Below are 24,645 nucleotides of genomic sequence, written 5' to 3' on the forward strand. Positions count from 1 at the left end.
CCTTAGAGCTTCATCTGCTCGAGAATGGCGCTGCCGAGGAGGCTCACCGGATTGCCGATCATCTCGGTCATCTCGAAGTGGTTGTAGCCCTCGGCGACGAGCAGCGTGACCGGCTTGCCCGCCGCTTTGACGGCCGCGGCGAATTCGCGGTTCTGCCGCTGGAACTCCGGCGTCTCGTAGGTGCCGTAGGCGACGACCACCGGGCAGTTCAGCCGGTCGAGATGGCGCTGCGAGGACAGCTTCTCCTCGACCTCGTCGGTGAAGGCCACGTATTCGGAGCGCTTCGACAGCCGCACCGGCTTGAGGTCGTACATCCCCGAGCAGAGCAGCGCGCCTTTCACGACATTGTCGGGCACGCCGTAGTCCTTCCAGTTCGTGGTGACGATGTTGCCGGAGAGATGCGCGCCGGACGATTGGCTGGTCACGTAAATGCGCTCAGGATCGCCGCCGAAGCTCTTGGCGTTCTTGTGAACCCAGGCCACCGCGCGCCGCACCTGATCGGCCATCGGCAGGAGGTCGCCCTTGGTGTTCTCGACGCCGTCGAAGTCGACGCCGATCCAGTGGCCGCCGGCGCGAACGATCATCTCGGCGAGGAAGTGATAGTCCTTCACCGTGCGCGTTCGCCACGCGCCGCCATGGATGAAGATCGAGATCGGCGCGTTCGGCTTCGACGTCGCGAACAGATCGAGCTGCTCGATCTCCTTCGTGCCATACGAGAGACGCTTCGGCGCGCCGAGCCGCTGCCGCACGCGGTCGCTGTTGAAGACGTTGCGCTTGTGCACCTGATCGCGGTTCGGCGCATAGACCGCCTGGTCGTAGGCGTCGTCCAGCGCCTTCTGATCCATGTCGAGCCAGACCAGCGGGCCTTTCGCGCTCTGCACATTGACGACCTGATTCATCCTGTTTCTCCAGTTCTATTTCGCGACCAAACCCATCTGTTGGAGCATCGCCCGGCCGGTGAGGCCATAGGGATTGGCGAGTGTCTCCAACAGTTCGAAGTGATTGTACGCCTCGCCGACCAGGAGTTCGACGGGCTTTCCGGCGGCTTTGACGGCGGCGGCGAAGTCGCGGGTCTGGCGCTGGAACTCGGGCGTTTCGCAGGTGCCGTAAGCCAGCACCAGCGGCGTGTGAAGGTCGCCGATGTAGCGGCCGCCGGAAAGCTTCTCGATCATCGGCTGCGTGAAGTTCACGTAGGATGAGCGCTTGGACAGTGCCACCGGCGCGAGATCGTACATGCCGCTCAAGAGCACCGCGCCCTTGAAGGCATCGGGCGGCAGGCTCTCTTCCTTCAGGCCGCGCGTCAGCGCCACGCCGCAGAGGTGCGAGCCCGACGAATGCGCCGACACGTAAAGCCTGTCGCGGTCGCCGCCGAAGCTTGCGGCATTGTGCCAGACCCAGGCCAGCGCGCGCCGCACCTGCTCGTACATCGGGAACAGATCGCCCTTGGCCTGGTCGACGTTGATGAAGTCGATCAGCACCGCATGCGCGCCGGCGCGAATGAGCGGCTCGGCCTGCAGCGCATAGTCGGCCGCGACGTTTCTCCGCCACGCGCCGCCGTGGACGAATACGTTGACCGGTGCGCCCTTGACGCCGCAATCGAAGATGTCGAGGCCTTCGTGTTCGCTCGGCCCGTAGGCGACGCGCGAAGGCTTGCCGAGAATGGCGCGCGCCCGGTCGCTCGCCGCCTTCCGCCGCTCGACCACCAGCGCGCGGTTCGGCGCATAGATCTCCTGGTCGTAGGCCTCGTCGAGCGCCTGCTGGTCCATGTCGAGGAACACCAGCGGGCCTTTTGTACGGGGCGTCTCGGGACGGATATTCATGGCGCGGCAGACTATCGCAGCCCGCCCGGCCCGGCCAATGCGTGGCGGGCTTGGCTCATGCGCGGCCGGGCATCCCTCCCGGCCTCATGCTGAGGAGCCGCGTAAAGCGCGGCGTCTCGAAGCACGAGGCCGCCACCGACCGGGCCACCTCGTCCTTCGAGACGCACGGCTTCGCCGTGCTCCTCAGGATGAGGTGGAGAGAAATCAGCGCGGGTTGCCGCGCCCGTTGGTGAGGTTGGCATACATGCGCTTGAGCGCGCGCTTGACCACCGCGAGGTCCTTCGGCGACAGCCCACCGACCGCAGTCACTTCGAGCTTCTTGGCGATCGGGATCAGGCCATCCGCCTGCGTGCGGCCCTTCGCGGTCAGCGCGATCACAACCTCGCGGCTCGAGGTCTTGGAGCGGTTGCGCGTCACGAGTCCCTGCCGCACCATCCGCGTGACCAGACGCGACATGGTCGAGACGTCGATCGAGGTGTTCGAGACGAGATCGATCTGGCGCTGCTCGCCGTTGTTCGACAGCGCGGCCAGCACGCGCCACATGTCGAGGCTGATGCCGAGCGGCGACAGAATGTCGCCGGTGTAGATCTCGGCGATCGCCGAGCCCACCCGATTGATGAGGTACGGCAGGTAGTTGTCGAGATCGAGATGCGGGCGCTGAGCCACGGCGTGACGTATCCGGGTTTAAATTAGGGCAGCAGAACTGACGTAAATATCACGGTTTCAGTGTAGCCCAAACACTTGCAATTTCAACAATTGCAAATGCATTATTGTCGGCAGATGGCGAATGCGGCCCTCCAAGCGCCGCACCACGGATGGGAGCGAAACATGGAATTCGGCTACTTCACGCTGAGCGACAACCACTACGAAAACAACACCCGCGACGCCAACACCTTCATCACCGACATCACCAACGAGGCGCTATATGCCGACCAGATCGGCATGCACTCGGCCTGGATCGGCGAGCACCATTTCAATTCGCTCGGCGTGCTCTCGTGCCCCGACCTCGTGCTGTCCTATATCGCCTCGCGCACCAAGCACATCCGCCTCGCGCCGGCCGTCACCGTCACGCCGCTGCATCATCCGATCCGTGTCGCCGAGCAATGGGCCACGCTCGATCTGCTGTCGGGCGGCCGCGTCGATTTCGCCTCGGGCCGCGGCTACGACAGCCGAGAATACGCGCCGTTCCATGTCGACTTCAGCGACAACCAGGGCATCTTCGAAGAGGGCATGGAGGTGATCCAGAAGCTCTGGGCCGCCAAGGACCGCATCTCGCATCACGGCAAGCACTATCAGTTCGACGACGTGCGCATCACGCCGAAGCCGATCCAGAATCCGATGCCGGCCTATATCGGCTCGTTCTCCAAGCCGTCGATCGAGCTTGCCGCCCGCCTCGGCTACGGCCTGATCGTAGCCCCATTCGCCGCCTCGATGAGCTACGGCGGGCTCAAGCAGGTGGCCGACCTCTACAACGAGACCTGCATCAAGCACGGCAAGAAGCCGGGCCGCCTGATGTGCAGCTACTTCATCCATCTTTACGACACGCCGGCGCAGGAGAAGGCGCAGCGCGAGCGCCAGATCCGCTACTACAAGGAGTGCGTGATCCCGGCGCTGCCGGGCGACGCCGCCACCGCCCCGCCGAGCTACCGCTACTTCGTCGACATGGTGGCGCGCCTGCACAAGGTCGAGCCGCAGATGCTCACCGACAATTCGGTGCTGCTCGGCAACTCGCAGGCCATCATCGACTCGCTGAAGAAGGTCGAGGCCGCCGGCTTCTCGGAGGTGATCCTCTATTTCAACGTCGGCATGAAGCCGCACAATCAGGTCAAGGAAGAGATGGACCGCTTCATGCGCGAGGTGGCGCCGAATTTCGAAGGCAAGCACAAGCTGCGACGGGCGGCTTAGGCTCGGATAGCCGTCGCTCTCTCAACACGGTCATTCCGGACGCTGCGAAGCAGCGATCCGGAATCCAGACAAGCAGGCAGTTTCTCCGGTACTGGATTCCGGGTTCGCGGGCTTTCGCCCGCGCCCCGGAATGACAGCGCTGCCAATCAACTCCGCTCCACCCGCGCCGCGTAGCAGCCCGGCGCGGCGTAGTGGACGTGCAGATAGGCCGCCTTCGGATTTGCGTTCAGCCGCTCGATCGCGGCCTCGAGCTCGGTGCCCTCGACCAGCTCCCAGCCGACCATCATGCCGTCGGCGTCAAACGCGCGAACCGCAAGCGTCCGCAGCCGAAGCTGCTCGGGCACGTTGTCGACCTCGTCATAGCTCTCCTCGCCCCGGCGCACATAGATCGCAAAGCGCATGCGATACGGCGACGAGACGTCGTGGTGCTCGTAGTTGGTCAGGATCAGCTCGTCGCCGGCCTTGGAGTCCGTGAGACTGACGCGGCACGGATAACCCGGATTGCGGGCGTCCGCGATGCGGCGCACGGCGCCACGCGCGGCGAGTTCGTCGTCTGACAGTTTGAACAGGTGCTGGAAGTCTTCGGCCGGCAGGCCACGAATCCGAAAGCTCATGATCGTCCTCCTTTGACTTGATACGAGGCTGATATGAGCCGGTCCGCGCCGCCAACCCACCCGATTCCAACACCCGATTTCTGCGGGCCGGAACGCGCGCGTCCTGTTCGAATCGTCGTGCCGGGCGGGACAACAGCCTTGGCGGCGCATAAAGTTCACCGCCAAGGAGTCCCGCCATCCAAGCCTTCAGCGTTCCGGTCATCATCTATAGCTGCGTCGTGATGGCGGCGGCCTATTCGGCGCGCGGCGCGTCGGGCTTCGGGGCGGCCGTCGCGCTGCCGTTGCTCGGGCTGGTGCTGCCGTTGAAGCTTCTCATCCCGGCCTGGACGCTGATTGCGGCGGTCGGCGGCACCACCATCCTCGGCAGCGACCGGGACAAGGTGCTGTGGTGGGAGATCGCCAAGCTCATTCCCGGCACGCTGATCGGCGTCGGCCTTGGCCTCGCGGTGTTCACGCGGCTTTCATCCGACACGCTCGCGATCTGGATCGGCGGCTTCGTGCTGGCCTACGGCGCCTATTCGCTCTGGGGAACATTCGGTGCGGCGAAGCCCCATCTGCCGCCGCGCGCCGCGGCGCTCCTTGGCGGCATCCTTGGCGGCGCGACCGGCACCATCGTCGGCACCTTCGGCAGCACCTTCTATGCGATCTATTTCGACGCCATCAAACTCGGCAAGGACCATTATCGAGCCACCATGACGGCGATCCTGCTGACGTTGTCGCTCGCCCGCGGCACCGGCTATTTCGTGTTCGGGGAATTCACCCGCGATGTGCTGATCGTTGCCGCGATCTTGATGCCGTCGATGTTCGTCGGCATCTTCATCGGCAACCGTCTTCACCACGGCATGAGCGAGAAAGCGTTCCGCCGCACCGTCGCCTGCGCACTGATCGTCAGCGGTTTCGCGCTGCTCATCAAATGAGCCATCAATTGATGGTGACCGGCTTGGTCCGGCGGACCTTCAAGACATGAAACCACCCGGCCGCCCGCAGCGTTTTGTGCATAAATGCCACAGATTCAGGGAGTCTTGCCGCAACCGTTGACGGCTGACGAATCTTGGCCACGTGCTATCATATGAAACACCGGGCTCCGGCCGCAGGAGCCAACCAGGAACGCGATCATGCTGAAGTTCATCCTCGCCGTACCACTGACATTGCAGTTTGTCGCACTCGCCGCCGCCGACACCGTGCCGAACCTCGATGTGACGGCAAGCTGCAAGGGCGCGGCGCGCGCCGTGGTGAAGGCGGACTCGGAAAAGCGCGAGAAGGCCTGTTACGAGACCGAGAAATCGGCGCGCGACAAGCTCGCGGAGAAATGGTCATCGTTTCCCGACAAGGACCGCAATTTCTGCACGACCTCGATCAAGAGCTACGCGCCGACCTACACCGAACTCACGATCTGCCTGGAAATGATCCGCGACGTGCGGCAGATCAGCGACAAGCCTGAGTCGGCACCCGACAAGTCAACGCCCAAAGCCACCCGGCCCGCGCGCCGTTAAGGCTACTGATCGAAAAGAAAAGCCCTCCCGCCGCAATCGCGACGGGAGGGCTTCGCATTTCAGCCGATCAGCGGCAGACGCGGCGCCAGCCAGCGCCCGCGACCCACACGCGGCGGCAGACCGGAGCGACGACATAACCATTCGGACGGCAGCGGCCATAGGGGCCGCGATGGAAGCCCGGGCCGCAGCCTTGGGCGACGAGGATGGTATCGGGCGAAGCGGTCAGCGGGGCCGGCGTGAACGCCTGTGCGGCCGGAGCAAGCAGCGCGACGAACGCGCCCGCGGCAACCAGGGTCGAGAGTCTCTTGAGCATGCAGTCCTCCTTGGGGGGGTCAGTAAAATTGTCGCCACCACACACGATACCAGTGGACCTGCCGTCAGTGGCAGATTCTGGGCGCGCAGCGCAACATCGCGCAACGCCGCGTTCAGTATAGGTTCAGCATCTGTCAGTGGTGTGATGGCGAACACAAAATGCGTCGCGCCCGTTGCTGCACTGCCGTCGTCAGCGGCGCTTGCGTTTGAGAGTGCGGTAACGCGACAGCAGTCGACGACCCCTTGCTGCAATGCGGCGAGCGGCAGCGACGGTCCGGGACGCCGCTTCAGCTCGGGCGCGAGTGCTCAGCGCATGGCAGGTCGGCTTGCTTGCGGCCATGGAAGCGCACCGTCCAGCTTCCTTTCGCCACGGCAGCGCGCGGCTCTTGCGCACAAGGGCGCTAATGCACAAGCGGCGCGTGGGTTTCCGCCACGCGCCGCTTCAGAGCCGTTCAGTCTCGACGGACGGAGCTTCAGGACAGATTGAGCTCCTTGAAGAAGTCGTTGCCCTTGTCGTCGACGACGATGAAGGCCGGGAAATCCACGACCTCGATCCGCCAGATCGCCTCCATGCCGAGTTCGGGATATTCCACGACCTCGACCTTCTTGATGCAGTGTTCGGCGAGGTTCGCGGCGACACCGCCGATCGAGCCGAGATAGAAGCCGCCATACTGCTTGCAGGCCGCGGTCACGGCCGGCGAGCGGTTGCCCTTGGCGAGCATCACCATGGAGCCGCCGGCCTTCTGGAAGTCGGCAACGAATGAGTCCATGCGTCCCGCGGTGGTCGGCCCGAACGCGCCCGAGGCGTAGCCGGCCGGCGTCTTGGCGGGACCGGCGTAATACACCGGATGGTTCTTGAAGTAGTCCGGCAGGCCCTTGCCGCTCTCCAGGCGCTCGCGCAGTTTGGCGTGCGCCAGATCGCGCGCCACGACCATCGGGCCGGTCAGCGACAGCCGTGTCTTGATCGGATACCGGGTGAGCTGCGCGAGGATCTCCTTCATTGGCTTGTTGAGGTCGATCTTCACCACCTCGCCGCCGAGCTTCTCGGTCTTCACCTCGGGCAGGTACTTTGCCGGATTGTGCTCGAGCTCTTCCAGGAACACGCCGTCCTTGGTGATCTTGCCGAGCGCCTGGCGGTCGGCCGAGCACGACACGCCAAGACCGATGGGCAGCGACGCGCCGTGGCGCGGCAGCCGGATGACGCGCACGTCGTGACAGAAATACTTGCCGCCGAACTGAGCGCCGACGCCGAGCGACTGCGTCATCTTCAAGACCTCCTGCTCCATCGCGAGGTCGCGGAAGGCGTGGCCGTCCTCCGAGCCCTGCGTCGGCAGGCTGTCGAGATACTTGGTCGAGGCGAGCTTGACGGTCTTCATCGTCAGCTCGGCCGAGGTGCCGCCGATGACGATGGCGAGGTGATACGGCGGGCACGCCGCGGTGCCGAGCGTCAGCACCTTCTCCTTCAGGAACGCCACCATGCGGTCGTGGGTCAGGATCGACGGCGTCGCCTGGAACAGGAAGGCCTTGTTGGCCGAACCGCCGCCCTTGGCGATGAACAGGAACTTGTAGGCGTCTTCGCCGTCGGCATAGATCTCGACCTGCGCCGGCATGTTGTTGGCGGTGTTCTTCTCCTCGAACATGGAGATCGGCGCGAGCTGCGAATAACGAAGGTTGCGCTTGAGGTAGGCATCGCGCGCACCCTCGGCGAGCGCGCCTTCATCCTCGCCGTCGGTGAAGACCAGCCGCCCCTTCTTGCCCATGATGATCGCGGTGCCGGTGTCCTGGCACATCGGCAGCACGCCGCCGGCCGCGATGTTGGCATTCTTGAGGAAGTCGAAGGCCACGAACTTGTCGTTGTCGGAGGCTTCCGGGTCCTCGACGATCTTCTTCAGGCTTTCGAGGTGGCCGGGACGCAGCAGGTGGTTGATGTCCATGAACGCAGCCTCGGACAGGAGCCGCATGGCCTCGCGCGACACCACCAGCACGTCCTTGCCCATCACCTTCTCGACCCGCACCCCCTCGGAGGAGATTTTCCGGTAGGTGGTGGTGTCCTTGCCCAGCGGGAACAGCGGGGTGTGACGGTACGGCGGGACGATTTGGGTGGGTGCGTTCATAGGCCTCTCCTAAGGGAATTCGGCTCTTTGCATCGCACGAACATCACCGCATACTGCTGGTTGCAATACAAAGACCAGCGGATGAGGGCTGACGATCATGGCGACCGGGGTTTCAATTACGCACAAAACCACAACAAAGAGCGTTCTCGATCTATGCAATCTATTCGAAGGCGGCAACTTAAATCTCGATCCCGGCTTTCAACGACAATCGGTTTGGAAAGAACGCGATCGAGCGAAGCTGATTGACAGCATATTACGAAACTACCCCATCCCAGCGATTTTCCTATATCGGCGGCACGAGGACGGCGAACTCGTGTTTGACGTCATAGACGGCAAACAACGACTTGAATCCATCCTGATGTTCACCGGACGAATGCGCGGACGATTTGCGACAAAATCGCAATTGCCGGGCACCGACGATTCGGACCCCGCGGAAACAATCGACTGGAAACTTCTTAACCGAAAAGGTCTTCATCACAGGATACTTGGCTACGAATTTCCGGTGATAGAAGTCGATGGCGAACTCGGCGACATCATCGAAGTGTTTGTCCGTATTAATTCGACGGGAAAAGCCCTCACACAACAAGAGAAACGTCACGCCAAATACTACAACAGCCCCTTCTTGCGAGAAGCATCACGGATCGCGAGGCGATTCGAGGGCTATTTTCTGGACAATGGAATTTTCAGCACGGGCCAGATTAGCCGCATGAAGCATGTTGAATTGATTAGCGAGCTAATGCTTTCACTTACACAAGGCGACGTTCTGAACAAAAAAACGGCGCTTGATCGCGTAATGAAGACAACTTCGTTCGACGGGCGGCAAATCGCAAAAGCATCGCGTCTGGTCACCACAACTCTGAAACGAGTTAAACGGATGCTCCCCCAATTCAGAACGACACGTCTTAAACGTGTAACAGACTTCTACACTTTGGCGGTCTTAGTTGGGAAATTTGAGCAAGAAGGTCTGATTCTCACTGATCGCCGACGTAATCAATTAGCCTGGAACCTGCTACAGGCATTCGCGACCAACGTGGATGAAGTCCGCGAACAACAACGCCGTCTCAAGGGTTCTCATCCGGGCCAAGAAATCTACCGCGACTATCTACTAACCGTTTCGCAGATGACAGACGATGTAAGCCAGCGACGCAAACGCGAACAAATTCTCTCAAGCATTTTACGAAGCCTATTTGCAATAAAGGACTCTCAGCGTGGCTTCTCGGCGGAGCAACGACGAATTCTTTGGAACACTTCCGTCAATCGAACTTGTCGATACCCAAAATGCAATCGAATTCTCACTTGGGACGATTTCACAATTGACCACGTAAATCCACATAGCAGGGGCGGCCGCAGCCAATTGGATAATGCAGCGCTGATGTGTCGCGAGCACAATTCATCTAAGGGCAATAGGCGCAAAAAAATCTACAGACTGGCCGCATAATATGTTGCGCTTAATAGTGCGCATTCTAATTGCAGTTTTCTCCCTCTTTTATCTGATTGGGGGCTCTGCCCACGCCCAGATCACGCCGATCGCTTCTGGCCTGCCGGAGGGCGCCAACAACTACAGCTTCGGCCTCTCGCCGGGTTACGAGCGGCCGCTCACCGCACAGGACATGCGCGAGCAGGAGATCGAGTACAAATACAGAGAGACGCTGAAGAAGATTCCGAACAAGAAGCCGACGAACGATCCGTGGGCCGGAGTCCGTGCGGCGCCGGTCGCGGACCGGCATCGGCCGATGTAGCCGCCGCGTCCTTCTCGACGAACATTGCTCCATCCCGGCCTCATGGTGAGGAGCATTGCGAAGCAATGCGTCTCGAACCATGGGGCCGCCCGGCCGTTGCAACAGCGAGGCCGCCTCGCCCTTCGAGACGCGGTCCGCCGGACCGCTCCTCAGGGTGAGGCGGGGAAAATGTCAGAGTGAGGCGCGAGAAAACTACTCGTGCGGCAGCACCTTGAACGGCTGCTTGTAGGGCTCGACGCGGAGCGAGGCATTCGCCAGCACGCCGATCTTCTGGCGCGGGCCGACCTCGCTGTCGCCGTCCTTGCCGCGCTGCACGCCGTATTGCCACACGGTGAGCGAGCCCTTCGAGGCGATCGCCTTGGCGATGCCGCCGGCGTCGCCGCCAAGCTCCTTCAGCTCGGCATCGTTCAGGCCGATCACGATGTCGTCCTTCACAGTGATGATCTTGAACAGCGTCTCGGCGGACGCACTCAGCGTCGCGGGCGCAAGAAACGAAACGGCCAGCGCGGCGCCGGCGAAAAGCTTGGCGGAACGGATCATGAATGAACCCCTGACCCGTCAATCCGGGCACGAATGAATGCGCGCCCGTGTTGGGCGCCCCATTTGGTCGCGCGGGGACGCGCCGAGGTTCAACGCGCCCTATTCCTTCACCACGCCGGCATTCGCAACGATGCCCTCCCAGCGCACATATTCGGCCTTCACGAAATCGGCGAACGCCGCACGGCTCATCACCATCGGATCGAGACCCGCGCCGCTCATGGCGGTGCGCGCCGCCTGATCCTTCAGCATGTCCTGGGTGACGGCGTGAATGCGGTCGAGCATCGGCGCAGGCGTGCCGGCCGGCGCGACGACGCCGATCCAGACGCTCATCAGATAACCGGGAAGCCCCGCCTCGGCCGATGACGGCACGTCCGGCAGATACGGCAGGCGCTCTTTCGTGGCGGTCAGCAGCAGGCGGATTTTCCCGGCGTCGATGGCGCCGCGAAACTGGCCGATCGAGCTGGAGCTGAGCTGAATGCGCCCGGCGATGAGATCGGTCATGGCCGGCGCATTGCCGCGATAGGGCACGTGGATGAGCTCGATGCCGGCCAGGCGCGCGAATTCGGCGACCGACAGATGCGGCAGCGAACCCACGCCCGCCGAGCCGTACGAATAGGTGCCGGGCTTGGCCTTCGCCAGCGCCTGGAACTCCTTGAAGGTCTTCGCCGGCACCTCGGTCGACAGCGCGATCATCTGCGGCGCCTCGCCGATCGCCGCGACGGGAATGAGGTCCCTCAGTGCGTCGAACGGCATCTGCTTCTGGATGAACGGATTGATGACGAGGTTGCCGTTGAGCACGAGGCCGAGCGTGGTGCCGTCGGGCGGCGCTTTGGCCACCACGTCCATGCCGAGCGTGCCGGCCGCGCCGGTGCGGTTCTCGACCACGGCCTGCTGACCGGTCGTGCGCGTGATGTGCTCGGCGAGCAGCCGCGCGCCAAGATCTCCGATGCCGCCGGCCGCAAAGCCCGTGACGATCCGGATCGGCTTGGTCGGCCAGTCTTGTGCCTGCGCGTTGTTCGCAAGCGCCGCGCACGCGATCAGCGCCGCGATCAGGATCCGCACGACCATCCATCCCTCCCGAAGTCTTTTGTTGCACCGAGACTAGCGCGGAATGGGAGAGCCGCAAACGCGCCATCGCAAACCACAGCGCCGCAGTGCTAGGCTTCACGCAAAACAGTATTGCGATGGGAGGATGTGCATGCTTCGGGCTTTCATCTCTTTATTGCTGCTGCTCACGGGCGCCACGGCGCAGGCGCAGCAGTATCCCGCAAGCCCGGTGCGCGTGCTGGTCGGCTTTGCCGCCGGCAGCGGCCCGGACATCCAGGCCCGCACCATCGCGCAGCAGCTCGCCACCCATTTCAACCAGTCGTTCTATATCGAGAACAAGACCGGCGCGAACGGCACCATCGCGGCGCGCACGGTCGCGACCGCACAGCCCGACGGGCTCAACCTGCTGTTCTCGAGTTCGTCGATCTCGCCGACGCCGCACATCTACAAGAACCTCGGCTACGACACGCTGACCGATCTTCGCGCCATTGCCACCTCCGGTATCCTCGACGGCATGCTGATGCTGGTCGACGCCAAGTCGCCGATCAAAACCGTGCCGGAGTTCATCAAGCACGCCAAGGAGACGCGCGTGCTCTATGGTTCGCCCGGCGTCGGCAACATCCTGCATCTCGCCGCCGAAGCCTTCAGCATCAAGGCCGGCATCACCATGCAGCATGTGCCCTACAAGGGCTCGTCCGAGGTGGTGACGGCGCTGCTCAGCGGCAGCATCGAGGTGATGTTCGTGACCCCGCCCTCGGTCCTCGGTTTGGTCAAGGAGGGACGCGTCCGCGCGCTGGCCTTCACCGGCACCAAGCCCTTCGCGGAATTTCCCAACGTGCCGCTGATGAAGGATCTCCTGCCCGGCTATCAGCCGATGGGGTCGTGGGGCATGTTCTTTGCGCCCGGCAAGACGCCCGATGCCATCGCCGACAAGCTCAACGCCGCGGTGCGCGAAGCGCTTCAGGTGCCGTCGGTGTCCTCAGTCATGCAGCGCGACGGCTACATCCCCGACAACCGCAGCGCGGCCGAGACCCAGGCGTTCTTCAACAAGGAGGTCGCGGTGGTCGGCGAAGCCGTGAAAGCCGCCAAGATCGAGCCGAACTGAGGGGCTGGCCGCTAAGCTCAGCTATCTGAAGTGAGTCAGCCTGGTGCTCTCTCCCCGTCACCCTGAGGTGGCCGCGCATTGCGCGGCCCTCGAAGGGCGACGGCCACGTTGCTGCAACAGCCGGGCCGTTCATCCTTCGAGGCTCGCTGCGCTCGCGCCTCAGGATGACGGAGATAGAGGGCGCTTGCTTGAAGAGAAGAGAGTGCTCTAAAGCACCCGCTCCATGTGCACGGCGTCCGAATCGTATTTCGCCCGCGCCGCAGCCTGAAGTGATTCGTCGGCGGTGCGCGTAAATCCGGCGGCCTGCCAGAACGGCCCCCGGCGGTTCACCGCCACGAGCGACAGGTGCGCCAGGCCTGACGATTGCGCGGCCTTCAACAGCAGCGGCACGATCGCGCGGCCCTGCCCTTGCCCGCGCAACGCTTCGTCGAGCGTCAGATCATGAACGTAATATGTCGTCGGCGTGACGGGCAGCGCGCCGAGCAGGCTGTCGAGCGCCGGCACCGTGCCTTTGCTCCACGGGTGCGAAAAACAATAGCCGGCAACGTTGCCGCCTGTTTGCAAGACGAAGCAACCCGCAGGAAAAAGCCTGAATTTCTCGGCCAGCACCTCGGCCCGCTCGGGATAATTCGGATGCACGCGCATCGAGAGCGCATGGACGGCCACGAGATCGTCAGCCGACATCGGCCGCCACGGCCGATCGCGCTCGTCGATGTGCTGCCCACCGCTCATGTCCGCCTTCTACGCGTTCGCACTGTCGGCGCAAGCATCCAAGTCGATGAATGTTGTCCACTGCCCGCAAAAAGCGCTGGCGAGTTGTTCGATTTTTCTCTAAATCCCATCGCCGTGCCTGAAGGAAAATATCGCATCGGCCGCTCTCGCACGGGACTCGGCCTGTTCGCAGTGCAGCCCTACCGGAAGCGCGAATACGTCGCCACGTATCGCGGACGGAAGCTCGCGAACGCAGAAGCCGAGCGGCTCGAAGCGCGCGGCTCGCGCTATATGTTCGAGATCAACTCGCGCTGGACCATCGACGGCTCGTCACGCCGGAATCACGCCCGCTACGTCAATCACTCCTGCCGGCCGAATGTCGAGGCAATCGAGCGTCGCGGCGGCGTGATCGTCTATATCGCCCGGAAGAAGATCAAGCCGGAAGACGAGATCACGGTCGACTACGGCAAGGACTATTTCGAAGCCTTCATCACCAAGTCGCGCTGCCTTTGCGAGAAGTGCCGCGAGCGCCGCGCCGAGCGGCAGCGAGGCTATCGCCGGAAGGTGAAGCGGGCTCTGCTGCGCAAGAAAGCGATTCGCAAGCGCTCGGGCATCGTCGGCGCGAAGCCCGCGTCCAAGACCAAAGCCAAGGCCAAGACAAAGTCGCCGCGGCGCAAGGCCAAGCGCGGCAAGAAGCGTTAGCCGATCTCAAGGGAACCACGTTCCCTCAAGCGCATTATCCTGCCGACTTTGCGCACTTTGTTCTTTTGCGCATTTCGTTCGAGCCATTGCAGGAGGCCCGGCGCTGCCGGGAGCGCCCATGCGCTTCGACCCGACCACCACCTTCTTCCTGGTCCTGTTGATCGGCGCCGTGATCGGCGTGGTGTTCGACCGTTTCGGCGGCCGCGGCTGGTTCGCCCGGCAGGTGACCGGCGGCGGCAATGCCATGATCACCGGCGCGCTGGTCGGCATCGCCGGCGCGTTCATCGGCTATCATCTGGAGATCATGCTGCGGCTCGGCACCGGCGCGATGCAGCTGATCGGCGCCGCCGTCGGCGCGCTGGTCGTGCTGCTTCTGTGGCGGATGGTGCGTTAGCAGCGCCGCTCAACGCAAAGAGCGACGGCCACCGCAAGGCGGCGGCCGTCGTATCGAATCAGGCGAAGACTTTGACGATCGCCTAAGCGATCACTTGGACGGAGCCGCGTCCTTCTTGGGCTGCTCGGCGGCGGGCGCCGGAGCATCGTCCTTCTTCTGCAGCTTCTTGGCCTCACGGGCGCTGGTGCGCGGCTCTTTCTTTGCCGTGGCGTCCTTCGCCATCGCATCCTTGGCCTGCGCCGGCGGAGCGGCGGCCGTGGCCGGCACGTTGACGACCGCGCCGTTGCGCGAGCCGAACACGCGGTCCGAGCACATGTTGTTGTTGGTCTGGCAGTTCTGGAAGCAGGCGTCCTGCATCTGCGCCTGCACCTTGGACGCGCAGGTGTCCATGCAAGCCTGATAGCCCTTGAGGCAGACCTCCTGGCTCGACGCCACGGAGACGCTCAATGCCAGAATGGCGGCCGTCGCGGCCGGCAGAATCGAAAGCGCTTTCATCGTCAAAAAACCTCGCCTGTGCCCCCTCAACGTGCCGCATCTGCTGAGAGATCCAAAAAATAGAATTCAGCGGGCGCAAATGCACCCGCTTCCTCCCGGCATGGTTAAACCGACAAGGATCGAGAAGTCCCGCAAATGCTGGGATCGCGCAACGTGCTCAGAGCTTCTTGCACTCTTGCGACATGTTGGCCATGCCGCCGGCGCTCTTAACCTTCAGCGCATAGACCTTGCGCGTGGTCTGCCCTTTGGCCGCAGGCCCGAGCACCATCGTGGTGTGGCCTTGCACCGGTCCCTTGGCACCGAGCACGTAAATGTCGATCGTGCATTTGAGCCGCACGTCGCAGGAGTTCTCGAGCGCGACCTCGAAGACCGGCTTGTCGCCAACCTGCTTGAAGCCGGTCTGGTTGGTGACGCACTTGGGCTCTTCTTTTTTCGTGTCCGACGGCTTCTCGGATTTCTCGGCTGGCGGCTCCTGTCCGTCCGGCACTTCGGGCGTTACGGCGAAGGCCTGCGAGCAAACGCCGACGGCGAGAGAAAGCCCCAGTAAAGCCGAGGACGATCGAATCAACACGGCAGAGATCTCCGACAAAGCGCCCTTTGGCTTTTAGTCGGAGCCCGACCGGTTTCGGTTCATCGCGGGCGGACGGCGTTCAGCCGTCGAGCTCCTTGTAGGCGCGGAAGACGCCCCATTCGTTGAACGGAATGCGCCGCTCGGATTGCAGATACGCGGCGATACGCGGCCGTTCGGCGACGTGGTCGTGCAGCGCGACGAGCCGCGGGATCTGCTTCTCGAAGCGCTTCATGCGCCTGGGAAACGCGTAGCGCAGCCCGGCGACGATCTGAAACAGGCTGAGATCGACATAGCTCAGCCTGCGGCCGAACACGTAAGGCCCGCGGCTCTTCTGAACGATCTCCTCGAAATAGCCGAGAAACTTCGGCACCCGGTGCCGCCAGAACTCCTGCGTGTAGCGCTTCGCCGCGAGCTTCTGATCTTCGTAATAAAGCTGGCTCGAGAGCGGGTGGTGGGTGTTGTGAACCTCGAGCACGAAGTCGGTGACGGTGAGTTGCAGCTGATGCGCCCACAGCCGGTCGGCTTCGCTTCGCGGCACCAGCCGCAGCTTCGGCCCGAGATACTGCAGGATCAGCGCGACCTGGGCGATCACGAGCTTGCCGGCCTTCAGAAACGGCGGCGCGAAAGGCTGCCGTCCGCCGCTTTCCATCATCTTCATCATCGCGCCCGCGCCGTAGCCGCGCCGTCGCGCCACGTCGACGTAGGTTGCCCCCGCCTCCTCCAGCGCCAGCCGGACGAATTCGCCGCGCCCCTGGATTTCCGGCCAATAATAGAGCTCGTATCGCATCAAAGCCTCCGCCTGCGCCGGGCGAGCTTAGCGCGCCGGGGCCGAACGCAAAAATCTTGAAGGCCTTCGATGTTCCGAGGGGATGCCGATCTACTGTCTGGCAAACTCGGCGCCGATTTCCAGGCCCTGACGCCATTTGACCCGGCAACGCCGGCCGGGCGACGCGTTGCGGGTCATCAAGAGGCTGAACTGCGTGGCGACGTCGTAGGGCGCCCGGACCTGGATGCGAACGCCGCCAGCCGACATGTCCACGAGACGGCATTCCCGGACCGAGAACCCGTCGTCGAAACGGATCCAGGCCTTCTTGCCCACCGGCGACCGAACGGCTTTCCTGAAATCCTTGTGCATGGCGAACCTGAGTGGCGATTTCGGGCGGCGGCGTTCTGTCGCCGCCCGCTCGTGTGGCGCCCGGCGCATTCCCATGCCGGGCCTGGAGATTTCTGTATTGGGTAAAACTTGAGGGAAATTGCGCGCGTTCGCCGAATCCTCGGACGTGCCGCTAACATTCGCTTAACCATCGAAATGGCGTCGAATCTGGGCTCGCGCGGGCGTGATGCGCATGCGGCGCGGAGCCCCCATGCACGCGGGAAGGCGGTTCCTCCACAATGCGGCTGCCGGTTGAACCGCGCGCGTGGTAACCATCGCTCCAATCAAGAACCATACCGAAACGCTCAAGACCAATTCCCGGATTGTGACCGCCACACCGAATGCAGATCCGCCTGCGCCCGAATCGTCCGGGAGGCAGGAGAACATCCCGCGCGCGATCCTTCTCATGATCAGCGCGGGCGCGATCTTTTCGTTTTCCAGCGCGGCGTCGAAGTATCTAGCCCAGACCTACCCGGTCGGCGAGGTGCTGTTCAGCCGTGTGCTGGTGTCGTTCGTTATATTCTCGGCTTTCGCGCTGCCGACCTCCGGCATTTCGCTGTTCTACACCCGCAAGCCTGTGGCGCACGTGCTGCGGTCGATGTCGCAGTTCACCTCGCAGAGCCTGCTGCTGATCGCCTTCACGATGATGCCGCTCGCCAGCGCCACGGCGATCAATTTCTCGGCGCCGTTGTTTGCCACGCTGGCCTCGCTGTTTTTCCTGAAAGAGCCGGTCGGACCCGTCCGCTGGGCGGTCCTGCTGATCGGCTTCGTCGGCGTGCTGATCGTGACCAATCCAGGCGCCGACACGTTCCAGATCGGTGCGTTGTACGCGCTCGGCAATGCGATTCTGTTCGGCACGGTCACGGCCGGTGTGCGCGGCATGACCAAGACCGAGTCGGCCCGCACGCTGACAGTGTATCAGCTGATGTGGCTCACGCTGTTCAACGGACTGACGCTGCCATTCGCGTTCAAGACGCCGGCCTTGAGCGACATGCCGATGATCGTCGCCAACGGCATCGCCAACATGCTGGGACAATACTGGTGGACGCGCGCGATCCACCTTGCGCCGACCTCGGCGGTGACGCCGTTCCAGTATCTGTCGCTGCTGTGGGCGATGATGTTCGGCTACGCCTGGTGGGGCGACGAGCCGACCGTCGGATTGCTGGTCGGTTCGGCAATCCTGGTGAGTTCGGGCCTGTTCCTGATCTGGCACGAGGCGCGGAAGCGGCGGCGGTTGCCGCCGGTGCCAGCCGAGCCGCCGGAATGAAGCATGGCCGGGTTTTGGCCCGGCCATGTTCAATCCCGCGATGCGTTCGGCGCTTCGCTCAGTTCACCGCGAAGCAGTAGAACAAGCCGTCACCGCCGGTGCTCTTGAGATCGTTCTGCGAGCAGCCGCCGTCCGGCCCGCGCGACGGATGCGACGAATTCCACGACTTCGACGGCACGTCGTCTTTCAATCCCTGTCGGTCGGAATGGCCGAGCATCGCGGAGCCAGCGGTGCTGCTCGTCCAATTGTTGCAGGTGCGGTCTTCGCCGGCCGGGAAGGCGCGGCCTTCCATCGTCGAGCCGGTGAGCATGTCGTGGCGGTTCGGCGTGTCGCCGCGGCCGTTGATGACGTCGCCCTTCTCGCTGAGGTTGGTCTGCTTGGTGATGTTGTTGGCGTCGCTGTGCAGGTCGTCCACGCTCTTGGCCACCACCGCGCCCTTGGCGTTGGTCCACGGACCCTTGCCGATGCGATCGCGGGCGTTCACGGCGTTCGCGCCCTGGGTGCTGAGATAGGCATGCCAGGTCTTGCCGGTGCTGCCCGCGGCCTGTGCGAGCTTGCCGCATTGGGCGTCGGCGCCGGCAAGACCGCCGAGGTCGGCGCCCTTGCCCGGGCCCGCGCTCGTGACGAAGAACGTCATGCTGTTGGCCTGCTGCGCCTGCGCCGGCGCAACGAGGCCCGCTGCCATCAAACCCACCGAAGTCAGAATCATCGATCGCATTTTCATCGAGGTACCTCCCATCGTCGGCCCAACACCGAGCCGGATACAGTAAGAACATCCGGCGGGCTGAAGTCGTCCCCCGCCCGCCGGTTTTTTGCGATGGCCCGCCGCCTCAGGCGGCCTTCAGCTTCGGGATCAGCCGCGTTGCATTGCCGCTTTCGATCGCCTGCACGTCGGCGGCCGAGAGACCGAGCTTCGCCAGGTCCTTGTACTGGTCGAGCGCGAAATACGGCCAGTCGGTGCCGTAGGTGACCTGCGACACCGGCACGAGCTTGAGCAGCGCGGCCATCGCCGGGACCGAGGTGGCATTGGCGGTGTCGTAGTGCAGCTTGGCCAGTTCGGCCATGGCGCCGTTCGGGAACAACTCCTTGAACTTCGGGATGTTGTCGTAGAAGGCCGCGATCCGTCCGGCCAGCATCGGGATCGTTCCGCCGGCGTGCGAGAATATCCACTTGATGTCGGGATAGTTTTTGAACCCGCCGCTGAGCAGCAGGCTCGTCACCGTGCGCGTGGTGTCGTGCGGCACCTCGATCACCGCTGGGAACGCGCCGACGCTCAGGCGTCCGCAGCAGGCTGCGACCAGCGGATGCACGTAACAAACCGCCTTCCGCTTGTTGAGCTCCTCCAGCACCGGCTTGTACATCGCATCGCCGAGCCACTTGTCGCCGTAGTTGGACTGGAAGTTGATGCCGTCGACCTTCAGCGTGTCGAAGGCGTATTCGATCTCTTTCAGCGTCACGTCGACATTCATCATCGACAGCGGCGCGAAGATGCCGAAACGGCCCGGATGATCGCGGCGCATCTCGGCGGCAAAGTCCTGGCAGACCCGGACGATCTTCGCGGCCTCGTCGGCGCCGGTGTCGAACCACAGCCCCGGCGTCGAGGCGAGCGAGATCACGGCGGTGCGGATGCCGTTCTTGTCCATGTTCTCGATGGCCTTCGCCGGCGTCCAGTCGAACACACCGGGATAAGGCGGGATGTTGCGCTTGCTCTCGTAGTCCTTCTGCATCTGCAGATAGGACGGCGGATAGAAGTGATGGTGGGTGTCGATCAGCGTCTTGGCGCCCTGGGCGTGGACCGCCGGGGCGCCGAGCGCCGCAGCGGCGGTGGTGGCCGCAAGGCCGGCCATGAAGCCACGGCGTGACAGGCCGCGATCGCCGCAAGCGGGGCAGTTGTGGAAAAACATCGGCATCCTCCCATTGTTTTGAGTATCTGTTTTTGGCGTGTCAGGCTTTTGACGTGACCGCCTGAGTTGCGGCGATGATAGTCTGGTCTATAAAACCGACAAGCGCCAAGAAACCCGGACGATCCTACCCAACCACCATGCCGAAAATCACCTACATCGAACAGGACGGGACCGAACGCACCGTCGAGGCCGAAGCCGGCTCGACCGTGATGGAAACCGCCATCAACAACGACATCCCGGGCATCCTCGCCACCTGCGGCGGCTCGTGCTCGTGCGCGACCTGCCACGTCTATGTGGACGAGGACTGGGTCGACAAGCTGCCGCCGCCCGAGCTCGATGAGAACGACATGCTCGACACCGCCCATGACCTTCAGGAAAACTCGCGGCTGTCGTGCCAGATCAAGGTCACCGACGAGCTCGACGGGCTGATCGTCACCACGCCGGCCAGGCAGATTTAGGCCGCGGTCATTCCGGGGCGCGGACGAAGTCCGCGAACCCGGAATCCAGACAAGCAGGCAGCGCCGATGTATCTGGATTCCGGGTTCGCGCCTGACGGCGCGCCCCGGAATGACAGCGGAGATCGCGTTCTCTAATATCCCCACCAAGCCGCCGGTCGCCGCGCGCGAAACAGGCGGCATTGCTGGGAGGCTCCATAATGCGTGCTTGTGCCCTGGCGCTCGCGCTGATCGCCGTTGCGGTTTCGCCCTCGATGGCCGCCGATCAGGCGGTGCCGAAATTCCAGCCCGAGCCGTTCTGGCCGAAGCCGCTCCCGGACAACTGGATCCTCGGCCAGGTCGCCGGCATCGCCGTCGACCGTCAGGACAACATCTGGGTCATCCACCGTCCGGCGACGCTGCTCGACGACGAAAAGGGCGCAGAGAAAAATCCGCCCGAGACGATCTGCTGCAAGGCCGCACCGCCGGTGCTGAAGTTCGATCAAGAGGGCAACCTGCTCGCCTCCTGGGGTCCCGTCCCCGGCCATTGGGTCAAGAACGAGCACGGCATCCACATCGATGGCGACGGCAATGTCTGGCTGGGCGGCAACAACGACGGCGACCAGATTCTGAAGTTCACGCCGGACGGCAAGTTCCTGCAGCAGATCGGCAAGGACGACGGCACCAAGGGCTCGCTGTCGCAAACCCGCCTCGGCCGCCCCGCCCACATGATGACCGACGCGGCGGCGAACGAAATCTACGTCGCCGACGGCTACGGCAATCACCGGGTGATCGTGTTCGACCTGAACACCGGCGCGTTCAAGCGGATGTGGGGCGCCTACGGCAAGCCGCCGGGCGACGAGAAGACGCCGCCCTACCGGCCGGACGCAGCGCCCTCGGCGCAGTTCTCCAACCCGGTGCACTGCGTGCGGATCGCCAATGACGGGCTGGTTTACGTCTGCGACCGCGCCAACGACCGCATCCAGGTATTCCGCAAGGACGGCACCTTCGTGAAGGAATTTCGGGTCTCCACCGCCACCCTGCAGAACGGCTCGGTCTGGGACCTGGTGTTGTCGGAAGACAACGCTCAGAAATTCATTTTCGTGGCCGACGGCGCCACGGGAATTGGCCAAATGGGGCCGGACCGGCCGCCAGCCGGGACAGTTCAAATGGGTCCACAACCTCGCTATCGATTCCAAAGGCAATCTATATACTGCCGAGGTCGGGTACGGACGCCGGGTGCAGAAGTTCAGGAGAGTGGAATGATCAGGGCGCTGGTGGTGGCAGGAGTCTTGAGCGTTGCGGTGGTCTCGCAGGCCAGCGCCTGGAATGATCTGACCAACAGCGTCTATGGCCACAAGGGCAACGACACTGGCGGCATCATTCCGTGGTCGCCCGAGAACGAGAAGAACGCTTTCGCCATGGCCGAGGCCAACTGCAAGTCGAACGGCAAGTATCCGGTGGCGACCAGCATCCATCGCGTGCCGGGCGACTTCATCGCCTATCGCTGCCAGTGGGATCCGCCGCGCCGCTCGACGCGCCGCTACGTCAAGGAGCCGGTGGAAGAGGTCAACATCGAGTCGCTCGCGAAGTAAGGGCGCTCGATTTTCCGTATTGAAGCGGGCGTGCCTTTGCCCCGTCATCCTGAGGGGCCTTCGACAAAAAACGGCGGCGTACAAAAACGCTATCGCACCGGCAACTCGATCGGATTGCAATTGCGACGGCCGGTCGCCATGCATTCGTCAGCCTTGCGCGCCGCGACCAGCGCATTGCCGAGCCAGATGCCAACGCCGACGATCACCACACCCGCAACCGCGAGAAAAATGTTCGCAGCGCGGCGGTCGCGCGCCTCGTCCTCGGGCGTCTGCGGCGGTTCGAGCCGGTCGTTCATCGCCTAAATTTCCAGCTGCTGAATGGTCAGATTGGCCGAGCGCAGCCGCACGCTCAGCTCGCGGCCGAGCGCGGCCAAAAGCTTGATCGCGACCGCAGGCTCCGACTCGCGCAGCGCGTCGAACCCCTCCCCGGTCAGTGCGAACGCCAGCATATCCTCGTCGGCCGTGACGGTCGCCGAGCGCGGCCCGCGGTCGAGGATCGCAAGCTCGCCGAACACCGTGCCGGGTACGAACGTGACCAGCCTGATCTCCCCGTCGGAGTGGCGGATGTGCACGCTGGCCCGCCCCTTGGTCACGAGGTAGAGCGCCGTGCCGGGATCGCCCTGCCGGAAGACCACCTGGCCCGCGGGCCAGCTGACGAGATCGAGATGGCGCGTGAGCGCTGCGATCTCACCGGATGAAAAGTCGCGCAGGATCGACACGCGATCGAGCGCGATCTCGCCAGTGGTTTCCGGCGTGGCTGTCGCGCCCAAAAGCCCGTCCTCGGCCCACTCGATAGCGCGGTCGACATCGGGAAACACCCGGTCGCGGGCGCTGAAGGCGCCGGCGAGGCCTGGCGCTGCGGTGCGCGCGGCATAGACCAGCGCCAGCCTGATGTTCCGCTGCGCCAGCGCCTGATCGATGTCGCAGAGAATCCGCGCGCCGGTGGAGTCGACGTCGGTGACGCGGCGCAGATCGAGCAGCACAGCGCTGGTGCCGGACGCAGTCTCGCGGGCGACCATCTGCGCCAGCCGCTCGGCGCTGCCGAAGAACAGCGCGCCCTGCAATTCGATCACCAGGATGGCCGCGCCCTGCTTTTCCAGTACCGCGATCGTGCGCGCGCTGCGCGACTTGCGCGATCGCACCTTGTCGCAACGATAGAGCCGCCGCACGTTGGAGCGGCTCATCCGGACGACAAACAGCAGCACCGCGAGCGCAAGCCCGATGAACACCGCGAGCACCACATTGACCACGATCGACAGCACCGAGACGAACAGCGCGACCGCGAGATCGAGCGCGACGGTGCTGCGATGCGGCGTCGCAGGCTTGAGCAACGCGGCCAGGGCGTCCTTGGTCCACGGATCGATGTGCTGGACCGCGATCACCATAATCAGCGCCGACAGCACGACGCGCGGCATGGTGGTCACCAGCGGAAACAGCACGGTCGCGGCGATCAGCAGCATCAGTGCGTTGACTACGACCGACACCCAGGTCCGTCCGCCAAAGGCGCGGTTGGTGACGCTCGGGCCGATGTTGATGCCGCTGGTGATGCCGCCGAAGGCGCCCGATACCGCATTGGCAAGACCGAGCCGCACCAGCAGCCGGTCGCCGTCGGTGCGGAGCTCCCCCGGCGAGCCGGCGAGCTTGGCGCACAAGAGCGCGTCGATCGCGGCGATCATGGCGAGCGCCAGCGCGCCGGATAAAATGGCGGGCGCGGCCTTGAGCAGCGTGCCCTCCATGGTGAAGCCGGTGAAATCGACCAGCACACTGCGCATCGCGGCGCTCGCGGTCAGCGGGCCGATCGTCGGACCGAGATATGCGGACAGACCAACAAGCCTCAATCCGTAATACGCCACGAGTCCCACGCCGAGCCCGACCAGAAGCGGTGGGATTTTTGTGGTGATCTTTCTGGCGTACCACATCGCCGCGAACGTCAGCGCCGCGACCGCGACGCTCAGCGGGTGCGCCGAGGACAGATAATGATGCACCTGGCGGAAGCTGATGCTGCGCTCGTAGCCCAGCACGTTGCCGAGCTGCACGAGAAACAGCAGCACCGCCGCCATGTTCTGGAAGCCGGCCATCACCGGATGCGGCGCGAACTTGATCAGCGTGCCGAGCCGCAACAATCCGAACAGCGCCTGGAATATGCCGCCGAGCAGGACGATGGCAAAGAACACCAGGAGGATTGCCGGCGCCGCCGGCTTTTGCAGCGCAGCGAAGTCGGAATGAACCAAGGAATAGAGCAGCAGCCCGAGGAAGAAGGTGGTGGTGATACGCGGCGCATAGACCATCGCCGAACGGTCGCCCAGTACCACACAGACAATGCCCGCGATCAGCGCCGAGATCAGACCCGCGAAGGCGCCGTATGCGAAGTATCCGTCGCCCAGGGCGACGAAGGCGAACATGCCAAAGCCGATCGCAAGCGGAATGGCGATGGCCGACGAGACCAGACCGCCGGTCAGGTCGGAGCGCAGCGATCCGGTAATACGGTCGGTCATACGCGAAGAAGTCTCTGCAATTGAGACCGTCGGTTGTGGCGTGCGGAACATGTCAGGTCAATGACCTCTGTTCGCCTCATCCCAGCAAGCGCCGCGCATCCGCGGCGCACTTGCGGCACGGACCTTCTTGCCGACGGCTCATATCCCCCGGCAACTGCGACGCTCTGTCCCGGCGTTCAGCGGCGGTCAGGACAACACTGCTGACTTTTTGGAACTGGTAGACATCGTCAAGGTT

The 24,645-nt window shown here is 63.6% G+C and carries 28 protein-coding genes and 1 pseudogene; 12 read left to right on the forward strand and 17 right to left on the reverse strand.

Annotation, left to right across the window (positions count from 1 at the left end):
- Positions 1-2: 2 nt before the first annotated feature.
- The 3 genes from RHPLAN_RS26155 to RHPLAN_RS26165 all read right to left on the reverse strand — a co-directional run bounded on the left by RHPLAN_RS26155 (position 3) and on the right by RHPLAN_RS26165 (position 2,486).
- Positions 3-899 carry an alpha/beta hydrolase gene (locus RHPLAN_RS26155; protein WP_068024213.1) on the reverse strand — a complete coding sequence of 299 codons (897 nt, stop codon included), beginning with the start codon at positions 897-899 and terminating at the stop codon, positions 3-5.
- 15 nt (positions 900-914) lie between these two features.
- On the reverse strand, positions 915-1,820 hold the full coding sequence (locus RHPLAN_RS26160; protein ID WP_084245565.1) for an alpha/beta hydrolase: 906 nt from the start codon (positions 1,818-1,820) through the stop codon (positions 915-917).
- 204 nt (positions 1,821-2,024) lie between these two features.
- Positions 2,025-2,486: a MarR family winged helix-turn-helix transcriptional regulator gene (locus RHPLAN_RS26165; protein ID WP_068024219.1), complete on the reverse strand. Its 462-nt coding sequence runs from the start codon at positions 2,484-2,486 to the stop codon at positions 2,025-2,027.
- A 162-nt stretch (positions 2,487-2,648) separates the two neighbouring features.
- Between RHPLAN_RS26165 and RHPLAN_RS26170 the strand changes: the two genes are divergently transcribed.
- Complete coding sequence (locus RHPLAN_RS26170; RefSeq protein ID WP_198164495.1) at positions 2,649-3,725, forward strand: LLM class flavin-dependent oxidoreductase; 1,077 nt, start codon at positions 2,649-2,651, stop codon at positions 3,723-3,725.
- Between the two features lie 146 nt (positions 3,726-3,871).
- Here the strand turns inward: RHPLAN_RS26170 and RHPLAN_RS26175 are convergent, their stop codons facing one another.
- A complete protein-coding gene (locus RHPLAN_RS26175; protein WP_068024225.1) occupies positions 3,872-4,339 on the reverse strand; it encodes a DUF1203 domain-containing protein in 468 nt (155 codons plus the stop codon).
- Positions 4,340-4,560: 221 nt separating this feature from the next.
- Between RHPLAN_RS26175 and RHPLAN_RS26180 the strand changes: the two genes are divergently transcribed.
- Positions 4,561-5,256: a sulfite exporter TauE/SafE family protein gene (locus RHPLAN_RS26180; protein ID WP_068024228.1), complete on the forward strand. Its 696-nt coding sequence runs from the start codon at positions 4,561-4,563 to the stop codon at positions 5,254-5,256.
- A 198-nt stretch (positions 5,257-5,454) separates the two neighbouring features.
- A complete protein-coding gene (locus RHPLAN_RS26185) occupies positions 5,455-5,832 on the forward strand; it encodes a hypothetical protein (RefSeq protein WP_068024231.1) in 378 nt (125 codons plus the stop codon).
- A gap of 67 nt (positions 5,833-5,899) precedes the next feature.
- On the opposite strand, the gene RHPLAN_RS26190 is transcribed toward RHPLAN_RS26185, so the two are convergent.
- Together RHPLAN_RS26190 and RHPLAN_RS26195 are read right to left on the reverse strand one after the other, a co-directional pair.
- A complete protein-coding gene (locus tag RHPLAN_RS26190; protein ID WP_068024234.1) occupies positions 5,900-6,145 on the reverse strand; it encodes a GCG_CRPN prefix-to-repeats domain-containing protein in 246 nt (81 codons plus the stop codon).
- 472 nt (positions 6,146-6,617) lie between these two features.
- Complete coding sequence (locus tag RHPLAN_RS26195) at positions 6,618-8,258, reverse strand: fumarate hydratase (protein ID WP_068024237.1); 1,641 nt, start codon at positions 8,256-8,258, stop codon at positions 6,618-6,620.
- 97 nt (positions 8,259-8,355) lie between these two features.
- Between RHPLAN_RS26195 and RHPLAN_RS38570 the strand changes: the two genes are divergently transcribed.
- Both RHPLAN_RS38570 and RHPLAN_RS26205 read left to right on the forward strand, forming a co-directional pair.
- The gene (locus RHPLAN_RS38570; protein ID WP_084245569.1) at positions 8,356-9,696 is read left to right on the forward strand and encodes a GmrSD restriction endonuclease domain-containing protein; all 1,341 of its coding nucleotides are present in this window, start codon (positions 8,356-8,358) and stop codon (positions 9,694-9,696) included.
- Positions 9,697-9,712: 16 nt separating this feature from the next.
- Entirely contained in the window at positions 9,713-9,997 is a 285-nt protein-coding gene (locus tag RHPLAN_RS26205) for a hypothetical protein (protein WP_068024243.1), read from the forward strand.
- A 192-nt stretch (positions 9,998-10,189) separates the two neighbouring features.
- Here the strand turns inward: RHPLAN_RS26205 and RHPLAN_RS26210 are convergent, their stop codons facing one another.
- Together RHPLAN_RS26210 and RHPLAN_RS26215 are read right to left on the reverse strand one after the other, a co-directional pair.
- Positions 10,190-10,537, reverse strand: a complete 348-nt coding sequence (locus RHPLAN_RS26210) for a hypothetical protein (protein ID WP_068024246.1) — start codon at positions 10,535-10,537, stop codon at positions 10,190-10,192.
- Positions 10,538-10,636: 99 nt separating this feature from the next.
- Complete coding sequence (locus RHPLAN_RS26215; protein ID WP_068024249.1) at positions 10,637-11,605, reverse strand: Bug family tripartite tricarboxylate transporter substrate binding protein; 969 nt, start codon at positions 11,603-11,605, stop codon at positions 10,637-10,639.
- Positions 11,606-11,735: 130 nt separating this feature from the next.
- Between RHPLAN_RS26215 and RHPLAN_RS26220 the strand changes: the two genes are divergently transcribed.
- Positions 11,736-12,689, forward strand: coding sequence for a Bug family tripartite tricarboxylate transporter substrate binding protein (locus tag RHPLAN_RS26220; RefSeq protein ID WP_198164496.1), 954 nt, complete (start codon positions 11,736-11,738; stop codon positions 12,687-12,689).
- A gap of 207 nt (positions 12,690-12,896) precedes the next feature.
- On the opposite strand, the gene RHPLAN_RS26225 is transcribed toward RHPLAN_RS26220, so the two are convergent.
- On the reverse strand, positions 12,897-13,421 hold the full coding sequence (locus RHPLAN_RS26225; RefSeq protein WP_068024255.1) for a GNAT family N-acetyltransferase: 525 nt from the start codon (positions 13,419-13,421) through the stop codon (positions 12,897-12,899).
- A 114-nt stretch (positions 13,422-13,535) separates the two neighbouring features.
- Here RHPLAN_RS26225 and RHPLAN_RS26230 point away from each other — a divergent pair, with 114 nt between their 5' ends.
- On the forward strand, positions 13,536-14,102 hold the full coding sequence (locus RHPLAN_RS26230; protein ID WP_198164497.1) for an SET domain-containing protein: 567 nt from the start codon (positions 13,536-13,538) through the stop codon (positions 14,100-14,102).
- A 118-nt stretch (positions 14,103-14,220) separates the two neighbouring features.
- On the forward strand, positions 14,221-14,496 hold the full coding sequence (locus RHPLAN_RS26235) for a hypothetical protein (protein WP_068024257.1): 276 nt from the start codon (positions 14,221-14,223) through the stop codon (positions 14,494-14,496).
- 90 nt (positions 14,497-14,586) lie between these two features.
- Here the strand turns inward: RHPLAN_RS26235 and RHPLAN_RS26240 are convergent, their stop codons facing one another.
- The 4 genes from RHPLAN_RS26240 to RHPLAN_RS26255 all read right to left on the reverse strand — a co-directional run bounded on the left by RHPLAN_RS26240 (position 14,587) and on the right by RHPLAN_RS26255 (position 16,697).
- Positions 14,587-14,991: a hypothetical protein gene (locus RHPLAN_RS26240; protein WP_068024260.1), complete on the reverse strand. Its 405-nt coding sequence runs from the start codon at positions 14,989-14,991 to the stop codon at positions 14,587-14,589.
- 157 nt (positions 14,992-15,148) lie between these two features.
- Complete coding sequence (locus tag RHPLAN_RS26245; protein ID WP_157100494.1) at positions 15,149-15,562, reverse strand: hypothetical protein; 414 nt, start codon at positions 15,560-15,562, stop codon at positions 15,149-15,151.
- Between the two features lie 79 nt (positions 15,563-15,641).
- On the reverse strand, positions 15,642-16,349 hold the full coding sequence (locus tag RHPLAN_RS26250) for a glutathione S-transferase (protein ID WP_068024266.1): 708 nt from the start codon (positions 16,347-16,349) through the stop codon (positions 15,642-15,644).
- A 90-nt stretch (positions 16,350-16,439) separates the two neighbouring features.
- Entirely contained in the window at positions 16,440-16,697 is a 258-nt protein-coding gene (locus tag RHPLAN_RS26255) for a PilZ domain-containing protein (RefSeq protein WP_068024268.1), read from the reverse strand.
- Positions 16,698-17,121: 424 nt separating this feature from the next.
- On the opposite strand from RHPLAN_RS26255, the gene RHPLAN_RS26260 reads away from it, so the two are divergent.
- A complete protein-coding gene (locus tag RHPLAN_RS26260) occupies positions 17,122-17,982 on the forward strand; it encodes a DMT family transporter (RefSeq protein ID WP_157100495.1) in 861 nt (286 codons plus the stop codon).
- Positions 17,983-18,040: 58 nt separating this feature from the next.
- On the opposite strand, the gene RHPLAN_RS26265 is transcribed toward RHPLAN_RS26260, so the two are convergent.
- Together RHPLAN_RS26265 and RHPLAN_RS26270 are read right to left on the reverse strand one after the other, a co-directional pair.
- The gene (locus RHPLAN_RS26265; protein WP_068024273.1) at positions 18,041-18,706 is read right to left on the reverse strand and encodes a lectin; all 666 of its coding nucleotides are present in this window, start codon (positions 18,704-18,706) and stop codon (positions 18,041-18,043) included.
- 106 nt (positions 18,707-18,812) lie between these two features.
- Positions 18,813-19,886: an amidohydrolase family protein gene (locus tag RHPLAN_RS26270; RefSeq protein WP_237179919.1), complete on the reverse strand. Its 1,074-nt coding sequence runs from the start codon at positions 19,884-19,886 to the stop codon at positions 18,813-18,815.
- Between the two features lie 137 nt (positions 19,887-20,023).
- Between RHPLAN_RS26270 and RHPLAN_RS26275 the strand changes: the two genes are divergently transcribed.
- From RHPLAN_RS26275 to RHPLAN_RS26285, 3 genes and pseudogenes are all read left to right on the forward strand, one after another.
- Complete coding sequence (locus tag RHPLAN_RS26275) at positions 20,024-20,344, forward strand: 2Fe-2S iron-sulfur cluster-binding protein (RefSeq protein WP_068024279.1); 321 nt, start codon at positions 20,024-20,026, stop codon at positions 20,342-20,344.
- A gap of 197 nt (positions 20,345-20,541) precedes the next feature.
- Positions 20,542-21,586 (forward strand): annotated as a pseudogene (locus RHPLAN_RS26280) (NHL repeat-containing protein).
- Positions 21,583-21,915, forward strand: coding sequence for a hypothetical protein (locus tag RHPLAN_RS26285; RefSeq protein WP_068024281.1), 333 nt, complete (start codon positions 21,583-21,585; stop codon positions 21,913-21,915). Before RHPLAN_RS26280 ends, RHPLAN_RS26285 begins: the two are co-directional and overlap by 4 nt.
- Positions 21,916-22,004: 89 nt before the next feature.
- On the opposite strand, the gene RHPLAN_RS26290 is transcribed toward RHPLAN_RS26285, so the two are convergent.
- Both RHPLAN_RS26290 and RHPLAN_RS26295 read right to left on the reverse strand, forming a co-directional pair.
- Positions 22,005-22,211: a hypothetical protein gene (locus tag RHPLAN_RS26290; RefSeq protein ID WP_068024284.1), complete on the reverse strand. Its 207-nt coding sequence runs from the start codon at positions 22,209-22,211 to the stop codon at positions 22,005-22,007.
- Between the two features lie 3 nt (positions 22,212-22,214).
- Positions 22,215-24,410, reverse strand: coding sequence for an SLC26A/SulP transporter family protein (locus RHPLAN_RS26295; RefSeq protein WP_068024287.1), 2,196 nt, complete (start codon positions 24,408-24,410; stop codon positions 22,215-22,217).
- Between the last annotated feature and the right edge of the window lie 235 nt (positions 24,411-24,645).

This window comes from Rhodoplanes sp. Z2-YC6860 (assembly GCF_001579845.1).
Lineage (GTDB): Bacteria > Pseudomonadota > Alphaproteobacteria > Rhizobiales > Xanthobacteraceae > Z2-YC6860.

Coding starts and splice junctions, on each gene's coding strand:
- RHPLAN_RS26210 (WP_068024246.1), bottom strand. CDS start 10,537: ATGATCCGTTCCGCCAAGCTTTTCGCCGGCGCCGCGCTGGCCGTTTCG.
- RHPLAN_RS26175 (WP_068024225.1), bottom strand. CDS start 4,339: ATGAGCTTTCGGATTCGTGGCCTGCCGGCCGAAGACTTCCAGCACCTG.
- RHPLAN_RS26155 (WP_068024213.1), bottom strand. CDS start 899: ATGAATCAGGTCGTCAATGTGCAGAGCGCGAAAGGCCCGCTGGTCTGG.
- RHPLAN_RS26185 (WP_068024231.1), top strand. CDS start 5,455: ATGCTGAAGTTCATCCTCGCCGTACCACTGACATTGCAGTTTGTCGCA.
- RHPLAN_RS26255 (WP_068024268.1), bottom strand. CDS start 16,697: ATGCACAAGGATTTCAGGAAAGCCGTTCGGTCGCCGGTGGGCAAGAAG.
- RHPLAN_RS26295 (WP_068024287.1), bottom strand. CDS start 24,410: ATGACCGACCGTATTACCGGATCGCTGCGCTCCGACCTGACCGGCGGT.
- RHPLAN_RS26265 (WP_068024273.1), bottom strand. CDS start 18,706: ATGAAAATGCGATCGATGATTCTGACTTCGGTGGGTTTGATGGCAGCG.
- RHPLAN_RS26250 (WP_068024266.1), bottom strand. CDS start 16,349: ATGCGATACGAGCTCTATTATTGGCCGGAAATCCAGGGGCGCGGCGAA.
- RHPLAN_RS26180 (WP_068024228.1), top strand. CDS start 4,561: ATGGCGGCGGCCTATTCGGCGCGCGGCGCGTCGGGCTTCGGGGCGGCC.
- RHPLAN_RS26170 (WP_198164495.1), top strand. CDS start 2,649: ATGGAATTCGGCTACTTCACGCTGAGCGACAACCACTACGAAAACAAC.
- RHPLAN_RS26225 (WP_068024255.1), bottom strand. CDS start 13,421: ATGAGCGGTGGGCAGCACATCGACGAGCGCGATCGGCCGTGGCGGCCG.
- RHPLAN_RS26285 (WP_068024281.1), top strand. CDS start 21,583: ATGATCAGGGCGCTGGTGGTGGCAGGAGTCTTGAGCGTTGCGGTGGTC.
- RHPLAN_RS26240 (WP_068024260.1), bottom strand. CDS start 14,991: ATGAAAGCGCTTTCGATTCTGCCGGCCGCGACGGCCGCCATTCTGGCA.
- RHPLAN_RS26220 (WP_198164496.1), top strand. CDS start 11,736: ATGCTTCGGGCTTTCATCTCTTTATTGCTGCTGCTCACGGGCGCCACG.
- RHPLAN_RS26260 (WP_157100495.1), top strand. CDS start 17,122: ATGATCAGCGCGGGCGCGATCTTTTCGTTTTCCAGCGCGGCGTCGAAG.
- RHPLAN_RS26190 (WP_068024234.1), bottom strand. CDS start 6,145: ATGCTCAAGAGACTCTCGACCCTGGTTGCCGCGGGCGCGTTCGTCGCG.
- RHPLAN_RS26290 (WP_068024284.1), bottom strand. CDS start 22,211: ATGAACGACCGGCTCGAACCGCCGCAGACGCCCGAGGACGAGGCGCGC.
- RHPLAN_RS26235 (WP_068024257.1), top strand. CDS start 14,221: ATGCGCTTCGACCCGACCACCACCTTCTTCCTGGTCCTGTTGATCGGC.
- RHPLAN_RS26270 (WP_237179919.1), bottom strand. CDS start 19,886: ATGTTTTTCCACAACTGCCCCGCTTGCGGCGATCGCGGCCTGTCACGC.
- RHPLAN_RS38570 (WP_084245569.1), top strand. CDS start 8,356: ATGGCGACCGGGGTTTCAATTACGCACAAAACCACAACAAAGAGCGTT.
- RHPLAN_RS26160 (WP_084245565.1), bottom strand. CDS start 1,820: ATGAATATCCGTCCCGAGACGCCCCGTACAAAAGGCCCGCTGGTGTTC.
- RHPLAN_RS26215 (WP_068024249.1), bottom strand. CDS start 11,605: ATGGTCGTGCGGATCCTGATCGCGGCGCTGATCGCGTGCGCGGCGCTT.
- RHPLAN_RS26275 (WP_068024279.1), top strand. CDS start 20,024: ATGCCGAAAATCACCTACATCGAACAGGACGGGACCGAACGCACCGTC.
- RHPLAN_RS26195 (WP_068024237.1), bottom strand. CDS start 8,258: ATGAACGCACCCACCCAAATCGTCCCGCCGTACCGTCACACCCCGCTG.